The following is an 18,062-nucleotide window of genomic DNA, read 5'->3' on the forward strand; positions in this document are numbered from 1 at the left end:
ACCGCTACGCGCTGCTCTACAATCAGCAGCTGCCGCAGTCAGCCTTGGGCAGCAGGACCCCCTTGCAGGCGATGAAGGACTGGCACAAACTGAAGCCAGAGTTGTTCAGGAAACAGCCCTGCCATCTTCCGGGATGTGACATTTAACCTCTCGATCTACAATCGAGGCGGCGCTAAAGGCGAATGGTATTGATGCGTGGACAAGGCGCAGCAGCGCAAGTTATCGGTCTCGATAACGCCTCCCCGCAGTCCTTGCCAATTCCTTAATAAAACCATTAAACACCAGCCATATCAACCACTTACCCATCATAACACGCGTGTTACGCGCCGCTTATTGCCGCGCCAGCCACCCCGTCACCGCCGCCCGCACACTTTCCGCCCCGCTTGCCCGGGCCTCGTCGATCACGTCTTTCAAATCCATGAGGTTGACCCGCCGGATCAGGTGTTTCACCGGGCCGATCGAGGCGGGGCGCATGGAAAGCGTGCGCAGGCCGAGCGCCGCGAAGGTGACCGCTTCGATCGGGCGGCCCGCATCTTCGCCGCAGAAACTCAGCGGCGTGTCGGACCGCGCGCAGCGGTCGATGATCTGTTCCAGCAGCGCCAGAAACGAGGTGTCGAGCGTGTCATAGCGCCGCCGAACGCGTTCGTTTTCGCGGTCGGCGGCGAAGAAGAATTGTTTCAGATCGTTGCCGCCGATCGAGATGAAATCGACCTCGTCGAAAAACTCCTGCGGCGCGAAGGCGAGGCTCGGGGTTTCCAGCATCGCCCCGACCTCGACCTGCGAAGGCACCGTCCGGCCCTGCGCGGCCTCGCGCAGAACCTCGTCGGTCAGGACTTTGCGGGCGGTCAGAAACTCGCCCCGGTTGGCGATGAAGGGGAACATGACCGTCAGCGGCCGGCCCTTGGCCGCGCGGATCAACGCCTGCACCTGCATGCGCAGGATGCCGGGCTTGTCGAGCCCCACCCGGATCGCGCGCCATCCCATCGCCGGGTTCGGCTCGTCTTGCGGTTTCATCGACGGCAGCACCTTGTCGGAGCCGATATCGAGGGTGCGAAACACCACCGGGCGGTGGCCCGCTGCATCCATCACGCGCGAATAGATTGCCGCCAGCTCGCCCCGGCGCGGCACCTGATTGCGGATCAGGAATTGCAGTTCGGTGCGAAACAGCCCCACCCCGTCGGCTCCCGAGCCGACCAGTGAAGGAAGATCGGCCATCAGCCCGGCGTTCATGAAAAGCGCGATATGCGTGCCGCAGGTGCCCGCCGCAGGCAATTCGCGCAAACTCGCGTAGCTGCTTTGCGCCTCGGCCTGCATGGCGATCTTGTCGCGGAAAGCGTGGGCCACGGTTTCCTCGGGGCGCAGGTGCACCAGTCCCTGATCGCCATCGACCAGTATCGCGTCGCCATTCAGCGCCTCGGAGGTGATGCGCTGGGCATGGATCACCAGCGGAATCGCCAGCGCGCGCGCCACGATTGCCGCGTGGCTGCCGACCGAGCCTTCCTCCAGCACCACCCCGCGCAGGCGGCGGCCATAGTCGAGCAGTTCCGCCGGGCCGATGTTGCGCGCCACCAGCACCGGGTTTTCGGGCATTTCGGCACCGGTATTGGCACCCTGCCCGGTCAGCAGCCGCAACAGCCGGTTGGAAAGGTCATCGAGGTCATAGAGCCGGTCGCGCAGATAGGGGTCGGAGGCCTGCTCCAGCCTGGCGCGGGCCGAAGACTGTTCCTTTTCCACCGCCGCCTCGGCGGAAAGGCCGCGCGCGATGTCTTCCTCCATGCGCCGCATCCAGCCGCGCGAATTGGCAAACATCCGGTAGGTCTCGAGCACTTCCAGATGGTCGGCATCGGTGCTGAGCGCGTTGGCAAGCATCCGGTCAACGGCCTCGCGCAGTTCCGCCACCGCGACCGCCAGCCGCGCGCTTTCCTTTTCGGGGTCGTCGCCCACCGGGTTCGTCACCACCACCCGCGGCTCGTGCAGCCAGACCCGGCCTTCCGCCGAGCCTTCCTGACCGGTTGCACCGCGAAACAGCACCGGCCGGGTGTGCACCCGCGCCATCGCCTCGCCCTCGCCGAGAAAGGCCCCAAGTTCGGCCATCTCCGCAAGCACCATCGCCACGACTTCGAGGCCGTAAACCTCGTCGTCGGAAAATTGCCGCGCCTCTCGCGACTGCACAACCAGCACGCCCAGTTTCTCGCCGACGCGCTGGATGGGCACACCGAGGAAGCTTGAATAGATCTCTTCGCCAGTCTCGGGCATGTAACGAAAGCCCCGCTCAGCAGGCGCGCTCCCGGTGTTGACCGGCTGCCCGAAGCGCGCCACGCGGCCCACGAGGCCCTCGCCGAGCTTCAGCCGGGTTTGGTGCACCGAAGCCGCCTTGAGGCCTTCGGTCGCACATAGTTCCAGCGTTTCGGGGTCACGGAACAGGTAGATTGAGCAGACCTGGGTGCCCATCGAATGGGCGATCAGGCGGGTGATCCGGTCAAGCCGCTCCTGCCCCTTGGCGGGGGTGGCGAGCGTGTCGCGCAGGCGCCGCAGCAATTTGCGGCTATCGCTTTCCGTGCGTTCGGGCATGGGTGCGTCCGATCTGGCCTTGTCAAATCTATTGGCAGGCCGACGGCGAAAGGTGAAGCGAAATCACCCGGCGGTTGCGGCGCGGCGGCTGACAATGGCGGGCGCGCGCCGGATAAGGGCATCGTCGGTGAGTGCCGCCACCATAAACAGCGCAAAATCGATGCGCCGTGTGCGGTTGAGCGCCAGAATCGGGTCGCCGACATGGTCTGACCAGATCGGCAGACCCTCGCTCGGCCCCTCTTCGAGGTCTGATCCGCGCACCAGGGTCCAGTCGCGGCTTGAGGCGAAGATGCGCGCGCAGGCACGCACCTGGTCACCGATGTCGGCCACCCGCAACAGCCGCACCAGCGGCGGGATGATGCGCATTTCCAGTCGCAAGCGGCGCGGGTAGCGGTCCTTGCCGTCCATGCTGATGTGCCAGCCGCAGGAAAACACCAGCCGCGCGCCGGGGTCGGCATGGGCCAGAACCGCCTCGGCGGTCTTGGTGGCGTAGCCCTTGACGCCCCAGGGCACCAGCACGCAGAGCACCCCGTCGCATCCCTTCACCGCGGCGGCGATCACCGCGGCATCGTCAGTGCGACCGGGGAAGAGGGTGATCTTGCCTGCCAGATCAGCCAGCTTGCCCACGCTTTCGGGGCGGCAGACGCCCTGCACCTGATAGCCGCGCGCCAGCGCATGCTATGCCATGTAGCGCCCGAGTTTCCCGGAAATGCCGACAATGCAGACGCGCTTCATGGCGTTGCTCCCGCAGCTGACCGCGCCAGAGCGGCAAGGCGCGACGGCCTGCATGGTACTCTTCGCGTGGCCCCGACCGCAAGCCTTGCGCGCGCGGGCTGAGCCCCGGCCTCAGGCCTCTTCCAGCCCGAAAGTGTCGTGCAGCGCCTGCACGGCCAGTTCCATGTATTTCCGGTCGATAAGAACCGAAATCTTGATTTCCGAGGTGGCGATGACCTTGATGTTGACGTTTTCCGCCGCCAGCGCCTTGAACATCGCCGCCGCAACCCCCGCGTGACTGCGCATGCCGATGCCGACCACCGAAACCTTGGCGACGTCGGTATCTTCGATCAGGTCGTCATAGCGGATGAGACCCGCGGCACGGGCCTCTTCCATCGCCTTGCGGGCGCGCAGTACCTGGTTGACCGGGCAGGAAAAGGTCATGTCGGTAACGGCAATTGCCCTGCCGCCTTCGGTCTTCTCCGAGATGTTCTGCACGATCATGTCAACGTTCACTCCCGCCTCCGCGAGCGCGCCAAAGATGGCGGCGGCGATGCCGGGGCGGTCTTCGACGCTGAGCAGGGTCATTTTGGCCTCGTCGCGCGAGTAGGCGACGCCGGAGACGACTTTCGATTCCATGATTTCATCCTCGTCGCAAACTAGAGTGCCGGAGTTTTCATCGGTGTCATCAAAGGACGACAGCACCCGCAGCCGCACCTTGTAGCGCATGGCAAGCTCGACCGAGCGGGTTTGCAGCACCTTGGCCCCCAGCGAGGCAAGTTCCAGCATTTCCTCGTAGGCGATCCGGTCAAGCCTGTGTGCTTTGGTGGTGATGCGCGGGTCGGTGGTATAGACGCCATCAACATCGGTATAGATGTCGCAACGTTCGGCGTTGAACGCAGCGGCAAAGGCAACCGCCGTGGTGTCTGACCCGCCGCGCCCAAGCGTGGTGATGCGCCCCTCGGCGCTCAGGCCCTGAAAGCCCGCGACCACGGCCACCTTCATGCCCTCGGCAAACTTGGTGTCGATATTGTCGCGCGGGATCGAGGTGAACCGGGCCGCGGAATGCGCGCTCGTGGTGTTGATCGGCACCTGCCAGCCTTGCCAGCTGCGGGCGGGAACATCCATTTCCTGCAAGCTGAGCGCCATCAGCCCGGCGGTGACGTTTTCGCCCGACGAGACGACCGCATCATATTCGCGCGCGTCAAAGAGCGGCGAGGTCTGCTCGACCCAGCCAACCAGCTCGTTGGTCTTGCCCGACATGGCGGAAACGATGACGATCACGTCATAGCCACGTTCCACCTCGCGCTTGACCTTGGCGGCCGCATTCCTGATGCGCGCAAGGTCGGCCACCGAAGTGCCGCCGAATTTCATCACCAGAAGCGGCATGGATACCCCCTGAAACCGCCTGCCCAACCCGCGCGTTTCTTATGCGGCGGCGGGGGCAAGGGCAAGGGGAATGGCGAAGGGGCACCTCGCGAAGGCCGGGGGCCCGCCCCCGGACTCCCGGGGGTATTTTTTGCAAAGAAGAAGTGCTCAGAAAGGGATCGCCTTGCCGTCCCAGCCTTCAAAGCAGCCCGTGCTCGACAGGTTGAGCGCGGCGAAACGCGCGGCCAGACCCGCAGCCGAGGCTTCGGCGGTGATTTCTGCCCCGTGCCCGCCCATGTCGGTCTTCACCCAGCCGGGGTGATAGACGCCGACCGCGATGCCCTCGGGCGCAAGGTCCACCGCAAGGTTGCGGCCAAGATTGAGCGCCGCCGCCTTCGAGGCGCGGTAGATGTAGGAGCCGCCCGGGGCGCGGGCCTGCGAGGCCATTTGCGAAGAGATGATGGCGATCTTGCCCTGCCCCGCGCGCAGATTTGGCAGCAGGCTCTGGATCGTCAGAAACACCCCGGTCACGTTGGTCGCCAGCGCCACCGACCAGAGCGCGGCGGGGTAGCCGTCATTCAGGTTCTGGCCCTTGTCGGGGTAAACGCCGGCGTTGCAGACCAGCAGCGACAGCGGCTTGCCCGCCAGCCGTCGCGCCAGCCGCGCGTGGCTTTCGGGATCGGTCACCTCGAGCCGTTCGAGCCCGGTGCCGGGCTTGCGAGCGGTGCCGAACACTGCCCGCCCTTCGGCCCGGTAATGGGCCAGTAGCGCGGCTCCGATGCCGCGGTTGGCACCGGTGACAAGAATGCTCATCTGCCTCTCCGCATGGGTTGTTCTGCCTCACTGTGCCGATTGCGGGGGCGCTTGCAAGGGGGCGCGACGACGCGCCTCAGTTGGTCTTTCGGCGTGGCAGGAATGGCAGTGGCGCAACCGGCACGCCATCTTCCAGCAGCGCGCGCGCCTCCTCAAGCCTCGCCTCGCCATGGATCGGGCGCTCCGGAAGCGCGCCATCGTGCATGGCGCGAGCCTCGGCGGCGAAGTTGAGCCCGACATAATCCGAGTTCTCCTCAACCTGGCGGCGCAGCGCCGCCAAGGCGGTTTCAAGTTCGCTCGCGGCAGTGCTGAGCGCGCCCTTGGCGGCTGCGTCCGGGGGTTCCCGTGACGCCTGCAACGCGGGGGCCATCAGCGACTTTGCAACATCAGCCGAACCGCAGAGCGCGCAGGCAAGGCGGCCCTCGGCGCGCAGCCGCTCGAAGCCTTCTGCCGAGGCGAACCAGCTTTCGAAGCTGTGCTCCCTGTCGCATTTGAGCGTGTAGCGGATCATTGCCAGCCCCGGTCGCGGCGCGCGACCCATGTGCAAGAGATATTCCCGGGCCATGGAAATGCAAGCGTCTGCGGTTGCAACTGCTTCGGTCCAAATATCCCCGGGGGGTGCGGGGGGCGGGCCCCCCGCCAGCTTCCGCTTGCCTCGCGCCCCGATCCGGGGGCTAATCGGCGAAACCGGGGGGGGGCAGATGGAAAACTACGATTACATCATCGTCGGTGCCGGCTCGGCAGGATCGGTGCTGGCAAACCGGCTCAGCGCCGATCCGCGCATCCGGGTGCTGCTGCTTGAGGCGGGCGGGCGCGACAATTACCACTGGATCCACATTCCGGTGGGCTACCTTTACTGCATCGGCAACCCGCGCACCGACTGGTGCTTTTCCACCGAGGCCGAGCCGGGGTTGAACGGGCGCAGTCTGGGCTACCCGCGCGGGCGGGTGCTGGGCGGATGTTCGTCGATCAACGGCATGATCTACATGCGCGGACAGGCGGCGGATTTTGACGGCTGGGCACAGGCGGGCTGCACCGGCTGGGGCTGGGACGATGTGCTGCCGCTTTATCTTGCGCAGGAGGATCACCATGCCGGTGCCAGCGACCTTCACGGCGCGGGCGGCGAGTGGCGGGTGGAACGCGCGCGGGTGCGCTGGCAGGTGCTCGACGCCTTTCTGGAGGCCGCCGAACAGGCCGGAATTCCACGCATCGCCGATTTCAACCGTGGCGACAACGAGGGAGCGGGATACTTTGAGGTCACCCAGCGGCGCGGTATCCGCTGGACCACCGCCAAGGCATTTCTGCGCCCGGCGATGGCGCGGCCCAACCTGCGGGTGCTGACCGGGGCGCAGGCCGAGCGGCTGATCCTTGAAGGCGGCGAGGCGCGCGGGGTTGTGGTGCGCCACGAGGGGGTTTCGCGCAGCTTCACCGCCCAGCGCGAGGTGGTGCTTTCGGCGGGTGCCATCGGCACGCCGCAACTGCTGGAGCTTTCGGGCATTGGCCGCGGCGATGTGCTGGCGGCGGCGGGAATCGCGCCTCTGGTCGAGGTGCCGGGGCTGGGCGAGAACCTGCAAGACCATTTGCAACTGCGCCTCGCCTTCAAGGTGCGGGGGGTGAAAACCTTGAACACGATGGCGAATTCTCTCTGGGGCAAGGCGATGATCGCCGCCGAATATGCGCTGAACCGGTCGGGGCCGATGTCGATGTCACCCAGTCAGGCGGGGATCTTCACCCGATCCGGGCCCGAGAAGGCGACCCCGGACCTCGAGTTTCACATCCAGCCGGTCAGCCTCGACAAATTCGGCGAGGGCCTGCATCCGTTCCCGGCGATGACCGCGAGCGTGTGCAACCTGCGCCCCGAAAGCCGTGGCTCGGTGCATGTGACCAGCCCCGACTTTCGCGCCGCCCCGGCGATTGCGCCGAACTATCTTTCGACCGAGGCGGATCGCGCGGTGGCGGCAACTTCGATCCGGCTGGCCCGGCGCATTGCCGCGCAGCCCGCCTTTCAGCGCTTTCACCCGGAAGAGTTCCGGCCCGGCCCCGGCTTCCAGACCGAGGCAGAGCTGGTGCGCGCGGCGGGCGACATCGGCACCACGATCTTTCATCCGGTGGGCACTGCGCGGATGGGGGCGGATGCGGGATCGGTGGTGGACCCGCGCTTGCGGCTGCGCGCGGTCGGGCGGCTGCGGGTTGCCGACGCCTCGGTAATGCCCACCATCACCTCGGGCAATACCGCGGCCCCGACCATGATGATCGCTGAAAAGGCGGCACGAATGATACTGGAGGATGCAAAAGCATGACCGCCTTTGCCTTTCACACCGCCAGGTCGGTGCTGTTCCGGCCCGGCGGCGCAGCGGACCTCGGGCCGCTGGCCGGGGCGCTGCTTGGCCCGCGGGTGCTGTTTGTAACCGACCCCGGAATTCGGCGGCTGGGGCTGGCCGAGGCGGCGCTGGCCTCGCTTGGGCCTGGGGTCACGATCTTTGCCGAGGCCGAGGCCGACCCCTCGCGTGAGACCTTGCTGGCAGCGGTCGCGGCCGGGCAGGGGGCGACGGGCGTGGTCGGCTTTGGCGGTGGCTCGGCGATGGACGTGGCCAAGCTGGCGGCGTTGCTTCTGGGGTCTGGCGAGCCGCTGGATGCCGCCTGGGGCGTGGGCAACGCCAAGGGGCCGCGGCTGCCGCTGGTACTTGTGCCGACCACCGCGGGCACCGGGTCGGAGGTGACACCGGTGGCGATCATCACCGTGGGTGCCGAGGAAAAGCGCGGTGTTTCCGCGCCGGTGCTTCTGCCCGATCTGGCGTTGCTTGACCCCGAGTTGACGCTGGGCCTGCCCCCGGCCATCACCGCCGCCACCGGAATCGACGCGATGGTGCACGCGATCGAGGCTTACGCGACGGTCAATCCGAACGCCAACCCGATCTCGAAGCTGCTGGCGCGCGAGGCGCTGCGGCTGCTTGGGGCCAATATCGAAACGGCGGTGCGGCGGGGCGGCGACGTGATGCGCGCGGGGCGATGCTCATGGGGGCGATGCTGGCCGGGCAGGCCTTCGCCAATGCTCCGGTTGCGGCGGTGCATGCGCTTGCCTACCCGTTGGGCGGCATTTTCCACATTCCGCACGGGCTTTCGAATGCGCTGGTGCTGCCGCAGGTGTTGGCGTTCAACGCCCCGGTGGCGGGCGGCGTCTATGCCGAGATTGCCGCCGACGCCTTCCCGGATCTGGCCGCCATCGAGGGCGGTCAGGCGCGATGCACGGCCTTCATCGAAGCGCTGGCGGGGCTTCGTGCCCGCCTCGACCTGCCGTCCCGTCTTCGCGAGGCGGGGGTGCCTGCCGGGGCCTTGCCGCGGCTTGCGGCCGAGGCGATGAAGCAGACGCGGCTGCTGGTCAACAACCCCCGGCCAGTGACCGAGGCCGATGCGCTGGCGATGTACCGTGCGGCGTGGTGAGGCTTTTCACGCGTGGACATTTTGGCAACCCATTGCAATTGCTTGGAGTCGCGTGTTCACATCAGGGAAATTTCAAGGTTTGGCGCAGGCCGTCTGAGGCGGTTCAAACCCGGCAAACGCTGCGGGGGAAAGTGGTGGCGAGGGGGGGACTCGAACCCCCGACCCCGTGATTATGAGTCACGTGCTCTAACCAGCTGAGCTACCTAGCCACTCGGGGCGGTGGGTAGTGCGCGCGGGCGGAGCCGTCAAGAGGAAACTCCGCGCGGCACGAGCCTTGCGGCCTTGACGGCGCACGCGACCCGGCACAAGCATGGCACGAACAAGAAAGAGGTGAATCCCGTGTCAGCCGCGCCCTACGATATCTTCATCATCGGCGGCGGCGTGAACGGCTGCGGCATTGCCCGAGATGCCGCGGGGCGCGGCCTGCGGGTGGCTTTGGCGGAAATGGGCGATCTGGCGCAGGGCACCTCGTCGGCCTCGACCAAACTTTTCCACGGCGGGTTGCGCTATCTGGAATTTCTTGAACTGCGGCTGGTGCACGAGGCCTTGACCGAGCGCGAGGTGTTGCTGGTGGCGATGCCGCATATTGCGCGGCCGATGCGCTTTGTGCTGCCCACGCATCCGATGATGCGCTTTGCCGGCGGCACCCCGATTTCGACGCTGCTTGGGCTGACGATGCCGTGGATGCGTGGCCGCCGCCCGGCCTGGGTGATCCGGGCCGGGCTGTTCCTTTATGACCATATGGGCGGGCGCAAGATCCTGCCCGGCACCCGCAAGATCGACCTGCACAGCGACCCGGCGGGGGCGGTGCTGAACCCGAAGTTCACCGACGCCTTTGAGTATTCCGATTGCTGGGTGGACGATTCACGGCTTGTGGTGCTGAACGCGCGCGATGCGGCGGCGCGCGGGGCACAGGTGATGGTGCGCGCCCGCGTGGTGCATGCCGAGCGCGAGGGCAACCACTGGCGGATCGTCACCGAGGGCGAAGCGGGGCGGCAGGAACACCTTGCCCGCGCGCTTGTCAATGCCGCAGGGCCCTGGGTGGCGGAGGTGATGGGCAGCGCGCTGGGCGTGCGCTCGGGCGAGGGGGTGCGGCTGGTGCGCGGCAGCCATATTGTCACCCGGCGGCTCTTCGATCACAACCGCGCCTATTTCTTTCAGGGAGAAGACGGGAGGATTGTCTTTGCGCTGCCCTTTGAGCAGGATTTCACCCTGATCGGCACCACCGACCTTGACCATCAAGGCGACCCCGGCGAGGCAGTCTGCACCGATGCCGAGCAGGACTATCTGTGCGCTTTCGCCTCGAAATACTTCGCGCAGCCGGTGACGCGCGCGCAGATTGTCTGGACCTATTCCGGGGTGCGCCCGCTTTATGACGATGGCGCGAAATCGGCGACCCAGGCGACGCGGGATTATGTGCTTTCGCTCGATGCGGGTCCGGGGGCACCGCTGCTGGAGGTGTTCGGCGGCAAGATCACCACCTATCGCAAGCTGGCCGAGGCGGCGCTGGCGAAGATCGCGCCGGGCCTGGGCGGCATCGCCGACAACTGGACCGCGCGGGTGCCGCTGCCGGGGGGCGATTTTCCGCATGACGGGGTCGCGGCGCTGACCGGGGCGCTGATCGCCGACTACCCGTTCCTCACCCCCGCATGGGCGGCGCGGCTGGTGCATGCCTACGGCACCGAGGCGCGGCGGATTCTGGCCGGGGCAAAGACCGCCGCTGCGCTAGGTCGCGATTTTGGCGGCAGCCTGACCGAGGCCGAGCTGCGCTGGCTGATGGCAGAGGAGTTTGCGCGCAGCGCCGAGGATGTGCTCTGGCGGCGCTCGAAACTGGGGCTGCGGCTTGACACCGGTCAGGTGGCGGCGCTGGCGGAGTTCATGGGGGCGGTATGAGCGGTTATGTGCTGGCGATTGATCAGGGCACCACGTCGAGCCGGGCGATGCTGTTTGACGCGGGCTTGCAGCTGCGCGAGGCGGCGCAGCAGGAGTTCGCGCAGCACTACCCGGCACCTGGCTGGGTGGAGCATGATCCCGAGGATATCTGGTCCAGCGTGGTTTCCTGTGTGCGCGCGGTGCTGGAAAAGGCGGGGCTTGCGGCGCGCGATGTTGCCGCGATCGGAATAACCAACCAGCGTGAAACGACAATAGTCTGGGACCGTGCCAGCGGGCGCGCAATCCACAATGCCATCGTCTGGCAAGACCGCCGCACGGCACCGCTCTGTGCCGCCCTGCGCGAGGAGGGGCTGGAATCCGAGGTGCGGCGGAAGACCGGGCTGCTCATCGACCCCTATTTCTCGGCGACCAAGCTGGCGTGGGTTTTGGAAAACGTGCCGGGCGCGCTGGCGCGGGCAGAGACGGGGGCACTGGCCTTCGGCACGGTGGACAGTTTCCTGATCTGGCGGCTGACCGGCGGCAGGGTGCATGCGACCGATGCCACCAACGCGGCGCGAACGATGCTTTACGACATCCGCGCCGGGGGCTGGGACGCGGCACTTTGCGCCCGCCTCGGGGTGCCGATGGCGATGCTGCCCGAGGTGCGCGACAGCGCGGCCGATTTTGGCATGACCGAACCGGGGCTGTTCGGCGGGGCGATCGGCATTCGCGGGGTGGCGGGAGATCAGCAGGCGGCGACGGTGGGGCAGGCCTGTTTTCTGCCGGGAATGCTGAAGGCGACCTATGGCACCGGCTGCTTTGCGCTCTTGAATACCGGTGCCGAACTGGTGGAAAGCCGCAACCGGCTGCTGGGCACCATTGCCTATCAGCTCAACGGCGCGCCCACCTATGCGCTTGAAGGCTCGATCTTCGTGGCCGGGGCGGCAGTGCAATGGTTGCGCGACGGGCTGAAGCTGATCGGTGCTGCGGCGGAAACGCAGGCGCTGGCAGAGGCCGCCGACGCCGCGCAAGAGGTGGTGCTTGTGCCCGCCTTCACCGGGCTTGGTGCCCCGCATTGGGCCCCCGAGGCGCGCGGCGCGGTGTTCGGCCTGACCCGCAATTCCGGCCCTGCCGAGCTGGCCCGCGCGGCGCTTGAAAGCGTCGGCTACCAGACGCGCGACCTCTTGCAGGCGATGCGGGCGGACTGGGGCGGCATTGGCCAGGCGGTGCTGCGCGTCGATGGCGGCATGACGGCATCGGACTGGACGATGCAGTTTCTCGCCGACATTCTCGGGGCTCCGGTGGACCGGCCAAGACTGCTCGAAACCACAGCGCTCGGTGTCGCCTGGCTCGCCGGAATGCAGGTCGGCATCTGCGCCGGACAAAAGGAATTTGCCGAAAGCTGGTTGGCAGAGCGCCGCTTTGCCCAATCCATGCCCGAACCGGAGCGGGCGCGCAGATATGCGCGCTGGCAGCGCGCGGTGGCCGCGACGCTGGCGTTCTGAACGCCGGGCACCGTTTCTTCTTCGCAAAAATACCCCGCGGGGGTCCGGGGGTGTGAAGCCCCCGGGCGCGTGCCGCGCGCGGGCCGGGGCGCTGCCCCCGGACCCCCGGGGTATGTGGGCGAAAAAGAAGCGCGGGGTGGTGGCTTTCAACTGCGCTGCGGCTGTGGCAGGGTCGCGCGGGTTTGGATAACTGACCGGGAGGCGGCGGATGCGCAGGGTAAGATTGGGGCAGAACGGGCCAGACGTATCGGCGATCTGCCTTGGGTCGATGACCTGGGGCACCCAGAACAGCGAGGCCGAAGGCCATGCGCAGATCGACCGGGCATTGGCTTGCGGGATCGACTTCATCGACACCGCCGAGATGTATCCGGTCAACCCGGTGCGCGCCGAAACCGTGGGTCGCACCGAGGAGATCATCGGCTCGTGGATCGCCCAAAGCGGGCGGCGGCGCGATGTGGTGCTGGCAACCAAGCTTACCGGCGTGGGGTCGAGCGCGGTGCGCGCTGGTGCCCCGATCAGCCCGGCGGCAATAAGGGCAGGGGTCGAGGCCTCGCTGCGGCGGCTGCGGACAGACCATATCGAGCTTTACCAGTTTCACTGGCCGAACCGCGGCAGCTATGCGTTTCGCCAGCATTGGTCCTTTGACCCTTCAGGGCAGAGCCGCGAGCGGAACCTTGCCGACATGCGCGCCTGCCTTGCCGAGGTTTCAAAGATGCAGGCCGAGGGCAAGATCGGCCATTTCGGGCTTTCCAACGAATCCGCCTGGGGCATGGGGCAATGGCTGATGCTGGCCGAGGCAGGGGTGGGGCCGCGGGCGATCAGCATTCAGAACGAATATTCGCTGCTCTGCCGCGCTTATGATACCGATCTGGCGGAACTGGGGGTGAACGAGGCGGTCACCCTGTTGGCCTATTCGCCGCTTGCGGCGGGGCTGCTGACCGGGAAATATGCGCCCGACGCGCCGCCGCCGCCCGGTTCGCGCGCGACGCTGCACCCGCATCTGAGCGGGCGCATCACGCCGCGTGTCTGGGGCGCGATTGATGCCTATCACGCGATCGCCCGGGACGCCGGGCTTGACCCGGTGCAGATGGCGATTGCCTGGGTGATGCAGCGGCCATTTCCGGTGCTGCCGATCATCGGCGCGACCAGCGTTGCGCAGCTTGATCTGGCGCTCGGGGCCGCTGATCTGGTGTTGCCCGCCGAGGTGCTGGCCGCAATCGGGAAGGCGCACAAGGCGCATCCGATGCCGTTCTGAAGGGGAAATGATGCGGTTTGCCTTTGCCTTGATATCGGTGCTGGCGCTTCTGGCGGTGGTGAGCTGCAAGCCGGGGGCGACACCCGGCCTGCCGCCGGTGGGCACGGCCGCGGTTGCAGCCGAGCGCGCCGCCTGCGAGGCCCGCGGCGGCAGCCTGCGCGCGTTGGGGGCAAGCCTGATGTTCTGCCAAAGACAGACCGGCGACGCGGGCAAGGCCTGCGCCCGCGCCGATGACTGCGAAGGCGTCTGTCTGGCACGGTCGCGCAGTTGCGCACCGCTGACCCCGTTGGCGGGGTGCAATGATATTCTGACCTCGGCGGGCACGGTGGTCAGCGAATGTCTGCAATGACCCGCGCGCTGGGCCTGTCGTTGCTGCTTTTTGCACTTGTCGGCTGCGCATCGCAGACGGTGCCGCGCCGCGACCCCGCGGTACGCATCGCCTCGGTCATGGCTTTTGACGCGGCCCGGTTTGCCGGGCGCTGGCAGGTCGCGGCAAGCCATGTGCCGGGCTGCGCCGGGGCCGAGATGGTCTGGGCGGCGCAGGGCGGGGGCTTTGCGATTTCGGGCAGCGACTGCACCGGCACCGCTCCGGCACCGCTTCTGGCGGAGGCGTGGCTGCGCGGGCCGGGGGCGCGGATCGAGGCTGCGGGCAAAGCCTTTGGCGGCGATCCGGTCTGGGTGCTCTGGGTCGATCAGGACTATCGCGTAGCGGTGCTTGGCACCCCGTCCGGGCGCTGGGCGATGATATTGGCGCGGCCCGGTGCGGCGCGGGGCGACCTGATGGTGGCGGCGCGCGAGGTGCTGGCGTTCAACGGCTATGACCTTGCGCAACTGGCAGGTGCGCGGTGAGCCTTTGGGTGGCGATCACGATTTTCGCGGCGCTGGTGCAGACCTTGCGCTTCATGCTGCAAAAACAGCTCAAGGGCGTCGGGCTTTCGACCGGTGGGGCCACCTTTTCGCGGTTTCTCTTTGGCGCGCCGCTGGCGGCAATGGCGGCGGCGGCGACGCTGCTGGCGACCGGAACGGGCCTGCCCATGCCCGGTACGCGGTTCTGGGCCTTTGCGCTGGCGGGTGGCGCGGCGCAGGTGGCGGCGACTTTTCTGACGGTGGCGCTGTTTTCTCTGCGCAATTTCGCGGTTGGTGTGGCATTCACCAAGACCGAGACGCTGCAAGTTGCGGTGTTTTCGTTGATCGTGCTTGGCGAGCCGGTCAGCGGTCTTGGCTGGCTGGCAATCGGGGTCGGCTTTCTCGGCGTGCTGGCGCTGTCGCACCGGCCCGGCGGCGGTGGAATCATCAGCCGTGCTGCGGTTTACGGAGTGCTGGCGGGCGGGCTGTTCGGCATTTCGGCAATTGGCTACCGGGGTGCCACGCAGGAGCTGTTGCCGCTTGGCTTTTTTAGCCGCGCGATCGTCACGCTGGCTGTGGTCACCTTCGCGCAATCGCTTGGCATGGCGCTTTTTCTGCGGCTGCGGGAGCCGGGTGAGCTTGGCCGAGTTGGGCGGGCGTGGCGGCGGACTTTGTGGGTAGGGGTTACCGGGGTGGTCGGGTCGGCGGGCTGGTTCACCGCCTTTGCGCTGCAAAACGCTGCCTATGTGCGCGCACTCGGGCAGGTGGAGATTGTCTTTACGCTGGCCGTCTCGGCGCTGGTGTTTCACGAAAAGCTGCGGCTGCGCGAAGCGGTCGGCATCGGGCTGGTGGTGTTCAGTCTGGTCGGCATCGTGCTGGGGGCTGCGCCATGATCGGGATTGCGGTTCTGGTGGCACCGAGTTTTCTGCTGATTGCGGTCGGCTATGCGGCGCGGCGGCTGCTGCCGGCGGCGGAGTTCTGGAACACGCTCGACAAGCTGGTGTACTGGCTGCTGATCCCGGCGCTGTTTCTGGCCAAGATTTCGAGCGCAGATCTTGGCTCGTCGCCGCTTGGCGCGTTTGCAGCGATCCTTTACGCAGGCTTTTTCGGGGCGCTGGCTTTCGGCTGGGTGGCGCAGCGGCTGATCGGGCTTGCGCCCGCGCAGGGCAGCGATGTGGTGCAGGGGTCGGGGCGGTTCAATACCTTTCTGGGTCTCGCGATTGCCGGGGCGCTTTATGGGCCTGCGGGGTTGCAGGCAGGGGTGCTTGGCTCGGCATTGCTGGTGCCGGTGGTGAATGTGAGCGTGGTGACCGTGCTTGCGGCGATGCTCGGTCAGCGGGGTAGCGGCTCGCGGTTCTTCCGCACGCTTGGCGAGCTGGCGCGCAACCCGTTCATTCTGTCGATCCTCGCGGGGCTTGCGTTTAATCTGGCGGGGCTGAAACAGGTTCCGGTGCTGCATGACACGGCGGACATGCTGGGGCAGGCGGCGTTGCCGATCATGCTGCTTGCGGTCGGGGCGAACCTGCAGCTGCGCGGCATCGGCGGGGCCTGGGGGCCTGTGGCGCTGGCGGCTTTTGGCAAGCTGGTGGTGTTTCCGTTGCTGGTGCTGGCCGCCATTGCGCTGATCGAGCCGCCGCAGTTGGTGGCGCAAGTTGCGATCATCTACGCGGCGCTGCCGGTGGCGGCCTCGGCCTATGCCTTGGCGCGGCAGATGGGCGGCGATGCCGAACTGATGGCGGCGATGATTTCGGTGCAGACGGCGCTGGCTTTTGTGACGCTTCCCGCCACGCTGGCGCTGGCAGGCTGGCTTTACTGAAGCCTGCGAAAGGTCGAATACGCGCCCGCATTATCGAAAAACGGCACGTTCTCAGGGCGCGGCCGAGTGCCACCGTTGCGTGCCAGCAGGGCTGCAACCTCTGCCACTGCGACTTCGGTGATGAACGGCAGGTTGAGCCGCCGTGCCTCGGCAAGTGCCACCCAATGCAGGTGCGAAAGCTCGTCACAGGCGCGCGAGAAATCATCTGCGTCGCCGTGCACCGCGTCAGCATCGGCCAGAAAGAAGCGCGCATCAAAGCGGCGCGGGCGGCCGGGCGGGGTGATGGCGCGAAAGACGAAGGTCAGCGCCGAGGCATCGGGCAAAAGGCCCGCATCGACAAATCCCTGCCAGTCGCGCGGCACCGGCCCAGGCCAGCGGCCCGGTGCCCCAAGCATGAGGCCGGTTTCCTCCCAAAGTTCGCGCACCGCAGCGGCGGCAAGCGCCCCGGCAAGTTCGGCGGGCGCACGTTCGGCAAGCCGTGCGGCGCAAGCGGGGTTGAGCGGTGCTGCAAAGGGTACGGCGGCGTCGCCCACATCGACCGCGCCGCCGGGAAAGACGTATTTTGACGGCATGAAGGCCGCTCCGGCACCGCGCATTCCCATCAGCACCTGTGGCCCCTCGGGCGCGCGCCGCACCAGCAGGAGTGTCGCGGCGTCGCGGATGCGCAGGGGGGCGTCGGCTGCGCGCTCAGACATGGTGCGACTCGGCTTTGCCAAAGCCGTGCATGCGGCGCGACCACTGGATGCCGACCATCATGCCCTTGAAGCGCGGCAGCAGCGCTAGCGACAATGACACTGCTGCCACCGCGAAAAACGTCATCAGCAGCAGCGGCGAGGGGCGCCAGTGTACAAACACCGCCAGAAGCGTCGGCGCGACGATATGGCCGACAACAAGGATGGTCAGATAGGCGGGCCCGTCATCGGCACGCGCGTGCGACAGGTCTTCGCCACAGACCGGGCAAGTGGGGCGCAGCCGCAGATAGCCCTGCAACAACCGCCCCCTGCCACAATTCGGGCAGGCACCGAAAAAGCCCCGGCGCAGCGCGCGGCCTAGCGGGCGATCATCAACAGGGGCGGGCAGCGGCATTGGGATTCCCTCGGCTTACTCGATCCCCTTATTCCGCGAATTGAAGTGGGATAAAAGCCGCCTTTCGCGCTGCGACGGAATCCGGTACCGCGCGCGTTTCAACTGCATCGGGTGGTGGGAGAGCCGCCGGGAGCAACAGGGGACCGCATGATGACCTACAAGAGCTTTATCACTGCCGCAATCGTCACCGTGACCGGGCTTGCCTTTGCCATGCCGGTGCTGGCGCAGCCTGCGGTGCCCGCTGCGCCGCTGGCCCGGCCCGTGCTTTTCGACTTTGCCAAGCTTGATGCGAATGCCGACGGCAAGGTAACGATGGACGAGATCACCGCGGCGCGCGACGCGGCGGTGAAGGCGCTTGATGCCAATGGCGATGGCAAGATCGACGCGGCGGAGCTGACCGCCTACCGCATGGCCGATGCCGAGGCCCGCGCCAAGGCGCAGATCGCGGCGCTTGATACCGATGGCGATGGCGCGCTTTCGGCGGCCGAGCTTGCGGCGCGCCAGATCGTGCAGATGCCCGCGACCATGCCGCAGGCGATGTTCGACCGGGTTGATACCGACAAGGATGGCGCGATCAGCCAGGCCGAATTCGATGCCGCAAAGGCGCTTGTGCGGTCTCGCAGCTTCAACATGCGCGGTGACAATTTCCGCGTTGACGCCCTGCGCGGCAAGAATCCGCGCGGCCGGAATGACCGCAACCAGCACGACAATCACCGCGGCAATCAGGGCAACAGCGGCGGCTGGATGCCGTTCTGGCACCGCTGAGATGTGACCG

16 protein-coding genes, 1 tRNA gene and 2 pseudogenes are annotated in these 18,062 nt (G+C 67.0%); 11 read left to right on the forward strand and 8 right to left on the reverse strand.

What is annotated here, in order from left to right; translation table 11 throughout:
• Positions 1–146 (forward strand): annotated as a pseudogene (locus tag Q8J98_RS14530) (IS481 family transposase); the annotation flags it as partial.
• Between the two features lie 184 nt (positions 147–330).
• On the opposite strand, the gene ptsP reads toward Q8J98_RS14530, so the two are convergent.
• From ptsP to Q8J98_RS14555, 5 genes are all read right to left on the reverse strand, one after another.
• Entirely contained in the window at positions 331–2,571 is a 2,241-nt protein-coding gene (ptsP, locus tag Q8J98_RS14535) for a phosphoenolpyruvate--protein phosphotransferase (protein ID WP_305294998.1), read from the reverse strand.
• A 63-nt stretch (positions 2,572–2,634) separates the two neighbouring features.
• Positions 2,635–3,243, reverse strand: a complete 609-nt coding sequence (locus Q8J98_RS14540; protein ID WP_305295018.1) for an NAD(P)H-binding protein — start codon at positions 3,241–3,243, stop codon at positions 2,635–2,637.
• Between the two features lie 174 nt (positions 3,244–3,417).
• On the reverse strand, positions 3,418–4,674 hold the full coding sequence (locus Q8J98_RS14545) for an aspartate kinase (protein ID WP_305294999.1): 1,257 nt from the start codon (positions 4,672–4,674) through the stop codon (positions 3,418–3,420).
• 147 nt (positions 4,675–4,821) lie between these two features.
• A complete protein-coding gene (locus tag Q8J98_RS14550) occupies positions 4,822–5,466 on the reverse strand; it encodes an SDR family NAD(P)-dependent oxidoreductase (RefSeq protein ID WP_305295000.1) in 645 nt (214 codons plus the stop codon).
• A 76-nt stretch (positions 5,467–5,542) separates the two neighbouring features.
• Positions 5,543–5,977, reverse strand: coding sequence for a DUF1178 family protein (locus Q8J98_RS14555; RefSeq protein WP_305183100.1), 435 nt, complete (start codon positions 5,975–5,977; stop codon positions 5,543–5,545).
• A gap of 190 nt (positions 5,978–6,167) precedes the next feature.
• Here Q8J98_RS14555 and Q8J98_RS14560 point away from each other — a divergent pair, with 190 nt between their 5' ends.
• Both Q8J98_RS14560 and Q8J98_RS14565 read left to right on the forward strand, forming a co-directional pair.
• Positions 6,168–7,766, forward strand: coding sequence for a GMC family oxidoreductase (locus Q8J98_RS14560; protein WP_305295001.1), 1,599 nt, complete (start codon positions 6,168–6,170; stop codon positions 7,764–7,766).
• A pseudogene (locus Q8J98_RS14565) lies at positions 7,763–8,907 on the forward strand (iron-containing alcohol dehydrogenase). The gene Q8J98_RS14560 and the pseudogene Q8J98_RS14565 overlap by 4 nt, the downstream one beginning before the upstream one ends.
• A gap of 132 nt (positions 8,908–9,039) precedes the next feature.
• Here Q8J98_RS14565 and Q8J98_RS14570 read toward each other — a convergent pair.
• A tRNA-Met gene (locus tag Q8J98_RS14570) sits at positions 9,040–9,116 on the reverse strand.
• A gap of 130 nt (positions 9,117–9,246) precedes the next feature.
• Between Q8J98_RS14570 and glpD the strand changes: the two genes are divergently transcribed.
• From glpD to Q8J98_RS14605, 7 genes are all read left to right on the forward strand, one after another.
• Complete coding sequence (gene glpD, locus Q8J98_RS14575) at positions 9,247–10,800, forward strand: glycerol-3-phosphate dehydrogenase (RefSeq protein ID WP_305295002.1); 1,554 nt, start codon at positions 9,247–9,249, stop codon at positions 10,798–10,800.
• Positions 10,797–12,284, forward strand: coding sequence for a glycerol kinase GlpK (glpK, locus tag Q8J98_RS14580; RefSeq protein ID WP_305295003.1), 1,488 nt, complete (start codon positions 10,797–10,799; stop codon positions 12,282–12,284). The genes glpD and glpK overlap by 4 nt, the downstream gene beginning before the upstream one ends.
• Positions 12,285–12,492: 208 nt before the next feature.
• Positions 12,493–13,539, forward strand: coding sequence for an aldo/keto reductase (locus Q8J98_RS14585; RefSeq protein ID WP_305295004.1), 1,047 nt, complete (start codon positions 12,493–12,495; stop codon positions 13,537–13,539).
• 7 nt (positions 13,540–13,546) lie between these two features.
• Positions 13,547–13,888, forward strand: coding sequence for a hypothetical protein (locus Q8J98_RS14590; RefSeq protein ID WP_305295005.1), 342 nt, complete (start codon positions 13,547–13,549; stop codon positions 13,886–13,888).
• Positions 13,876–14,388 (forward strand): lipocalin family protein, encoded by a 513-nt coding sequence (locus Q8J98_RS14595; RefSeq protein ID WP_305295006.1) that lies wholly within the window; start codon positions 13,876–13,878, stop codon positions 14,386–14,388. The genes Q8J98_RS14590 and Q8J98_RS14595 overlap by 13 nt, the downstream gene beginning before the upstream one ends.
• Positions 14,385–15,278, forward strand: a complete 894-nt coding sequence (locus Q8J98_RS14600; protein ID WP_305182954.1) for a DMT family transporter — start codon at positions 14,385–14,387, stop codon at positions 15,276–15,278. Before Q8J98_RS14595 ends, Q8J98_RS14600 begins: the two co-directional genes overlap by 4 nt.
• A complete protein-coding gene (locus Q8J98_RS14605; protein WP_305295007.1) occupies positions 15,275–16,201 on the forward strand; it encodes an AEC family transporter in 927 nt (308 codons plus the stop codon). The genes Q8J98_RS14600 and Q8J98_RS14605 overlap by 4 nt, the downstream gene beginning before the upstream one ends.
• Here Q8J98_RS14605 and Q8J98_RS14610 read toward each other — a convergent pair.
• Positions 16,195–16,896, reverse strand: a complete 702-nt coding sequence (locus tag Q8J98_RS14610) for an NUDIX hydrolase (protein WP_305295008.1) — start codon at positions 16,894–16,896, stop codon at positions 16,195–16,197. The two genes, Q8J98_RS14605 and Q8J98_RS14610, sit on opposite strands and share 7 nt — an antisense overlap.
• The gene (locus tag Q8J98_RS14615; protein WP_305182957.1) at positions 16,889–17,287 is read right to left on the reverse strand and encodes a DUF983 domain-containing protein; all 399 of its coding nucleotides are present in this window, start codon (positions 17,285–17,287) and stop codon (positions 16,889–16,891) included. Before Q8J98_RS14615 ends, Q8J98_RS14610 begins: the two co-directional genes overlap by 8 nt.
• Before the next feature lie 147 nt (positions 17,288–17,434).
• On the opposite strand from Q8J98_RS14615, the gene Q8J98_RS14620 reads away from it, so the two are divergent.
• Complete coding sequence (locus Q8J98_RS14620) at positions 17,435–18,052, forward strand: EF-hand domain-containing protein (protein ID WP_305295009.1); 618 nt, start codon at positions 17,435–17,437, stop codon at positions 18,050–18,052.
• Positions 18,053–18,062: the final 10 nt, after the last annotated feature.

It is taken from the genome of Phaeovulum sp., from assembly GCF_030684035.1.
Lineage (GTDB): Bacteria > Pseudomonadota > Alphaproteobacteria > Rhodobacterales > Rhodobacteraceae > UBA6213.

Bases quoted from the DNA above. Each gene is read 5' to 3' on its own strand.
- Q8J98_RS14620 (WP_305295009.1), top strand. From the start codon at position 17,435: ATGATGACCTACAAGAGCTTTATCACTGCCGCAATCGTCACCGTGACC.
- Q8J98_RS14595 (WP_305295006.1), top strand. From the start codon at position 13,876: ATGTCTGCAATGACCCGCGCGCTGGGCCTGTCGTTGCTGCTTTTTGCA.
- Q8J98_RS14610 (WP_305295008.1), bottom strand. From the start codon at position 16,896: ATGTCTGAGCGCGCAGCCGACGCCCCCCTGCGCATCCGCGACGCCGCG.
- ptsP (WP_305294998.1), bottom strand. From the start codon at position 2,571: ATGCCCGAACGCACGGAAAGCGATAGCCGCAAATTGCTGCGGCGCCTG.
- glpK (WP_305295003.1), top strand. From the start codon at position 10,797: ATGAGCGGTTATGTGCTGGCGATTGATCAGGGCACCACGTCGAGCCGG.
- Q8J98_RS14545 (WP_305294999.1), bottom strand. From the start codon at position 4,674: ATGCCGCTTCTGGTGATGAAATTCGGCGGCACTTCGGTGGCCGACCTT.
- Q8J98_RS14590 (WP_305295005.1), top strand. From the start codon at position 13,547: ATGATGCGGTTTGCCTTTGCCTTGATATCGGTGCTGGCGCTTCTGGCG.
- Q8J98_RS14585 (WP_305295004.1), top strand. From the start codon at position 12,493: ATGCGCAGGGTAAGATTGGGGCAGAACGGGCCAGACGTATCGGCGATC.
- Q8J98_RS14615 (WP_305182957.1), bottom strand. From the start codon at position 17,287: ATGCCGCTGCCCGCCCCTGTTGATGATCGCCCGCTAGGCCGCGCGCTG.
- Q8J98_RS14550 (WP_305295000.1), bottom strand. From the start codon at position 5,466: ATGAGCATTCTTGTCACCGGTGCCAACCGCGGCATCGGAGCCGCGCTA.
- Q8J98_RS14555 (WP_305183100.1), bottom strand. From the start codon at position 5,977: ATGATCCGCTACACGCTCAAATGCGACAGGGAGCACAGCTTCGAAAGC.
- Q8J98_RS14560 (WP_305295001.1), top strand. From the start codon at position 6,168: ATGGAAAACTACGATTACATCATCGTCGGTGCCGGCTCGGCAGGATCG.
- Q8J98_RS14605 (WP_305295007.1), top strand. From the start codon at position 15,275: ATGATCGGGATTGCGGTTCTGGTGGCACCGAGTTTTCTGCTGATTGCG.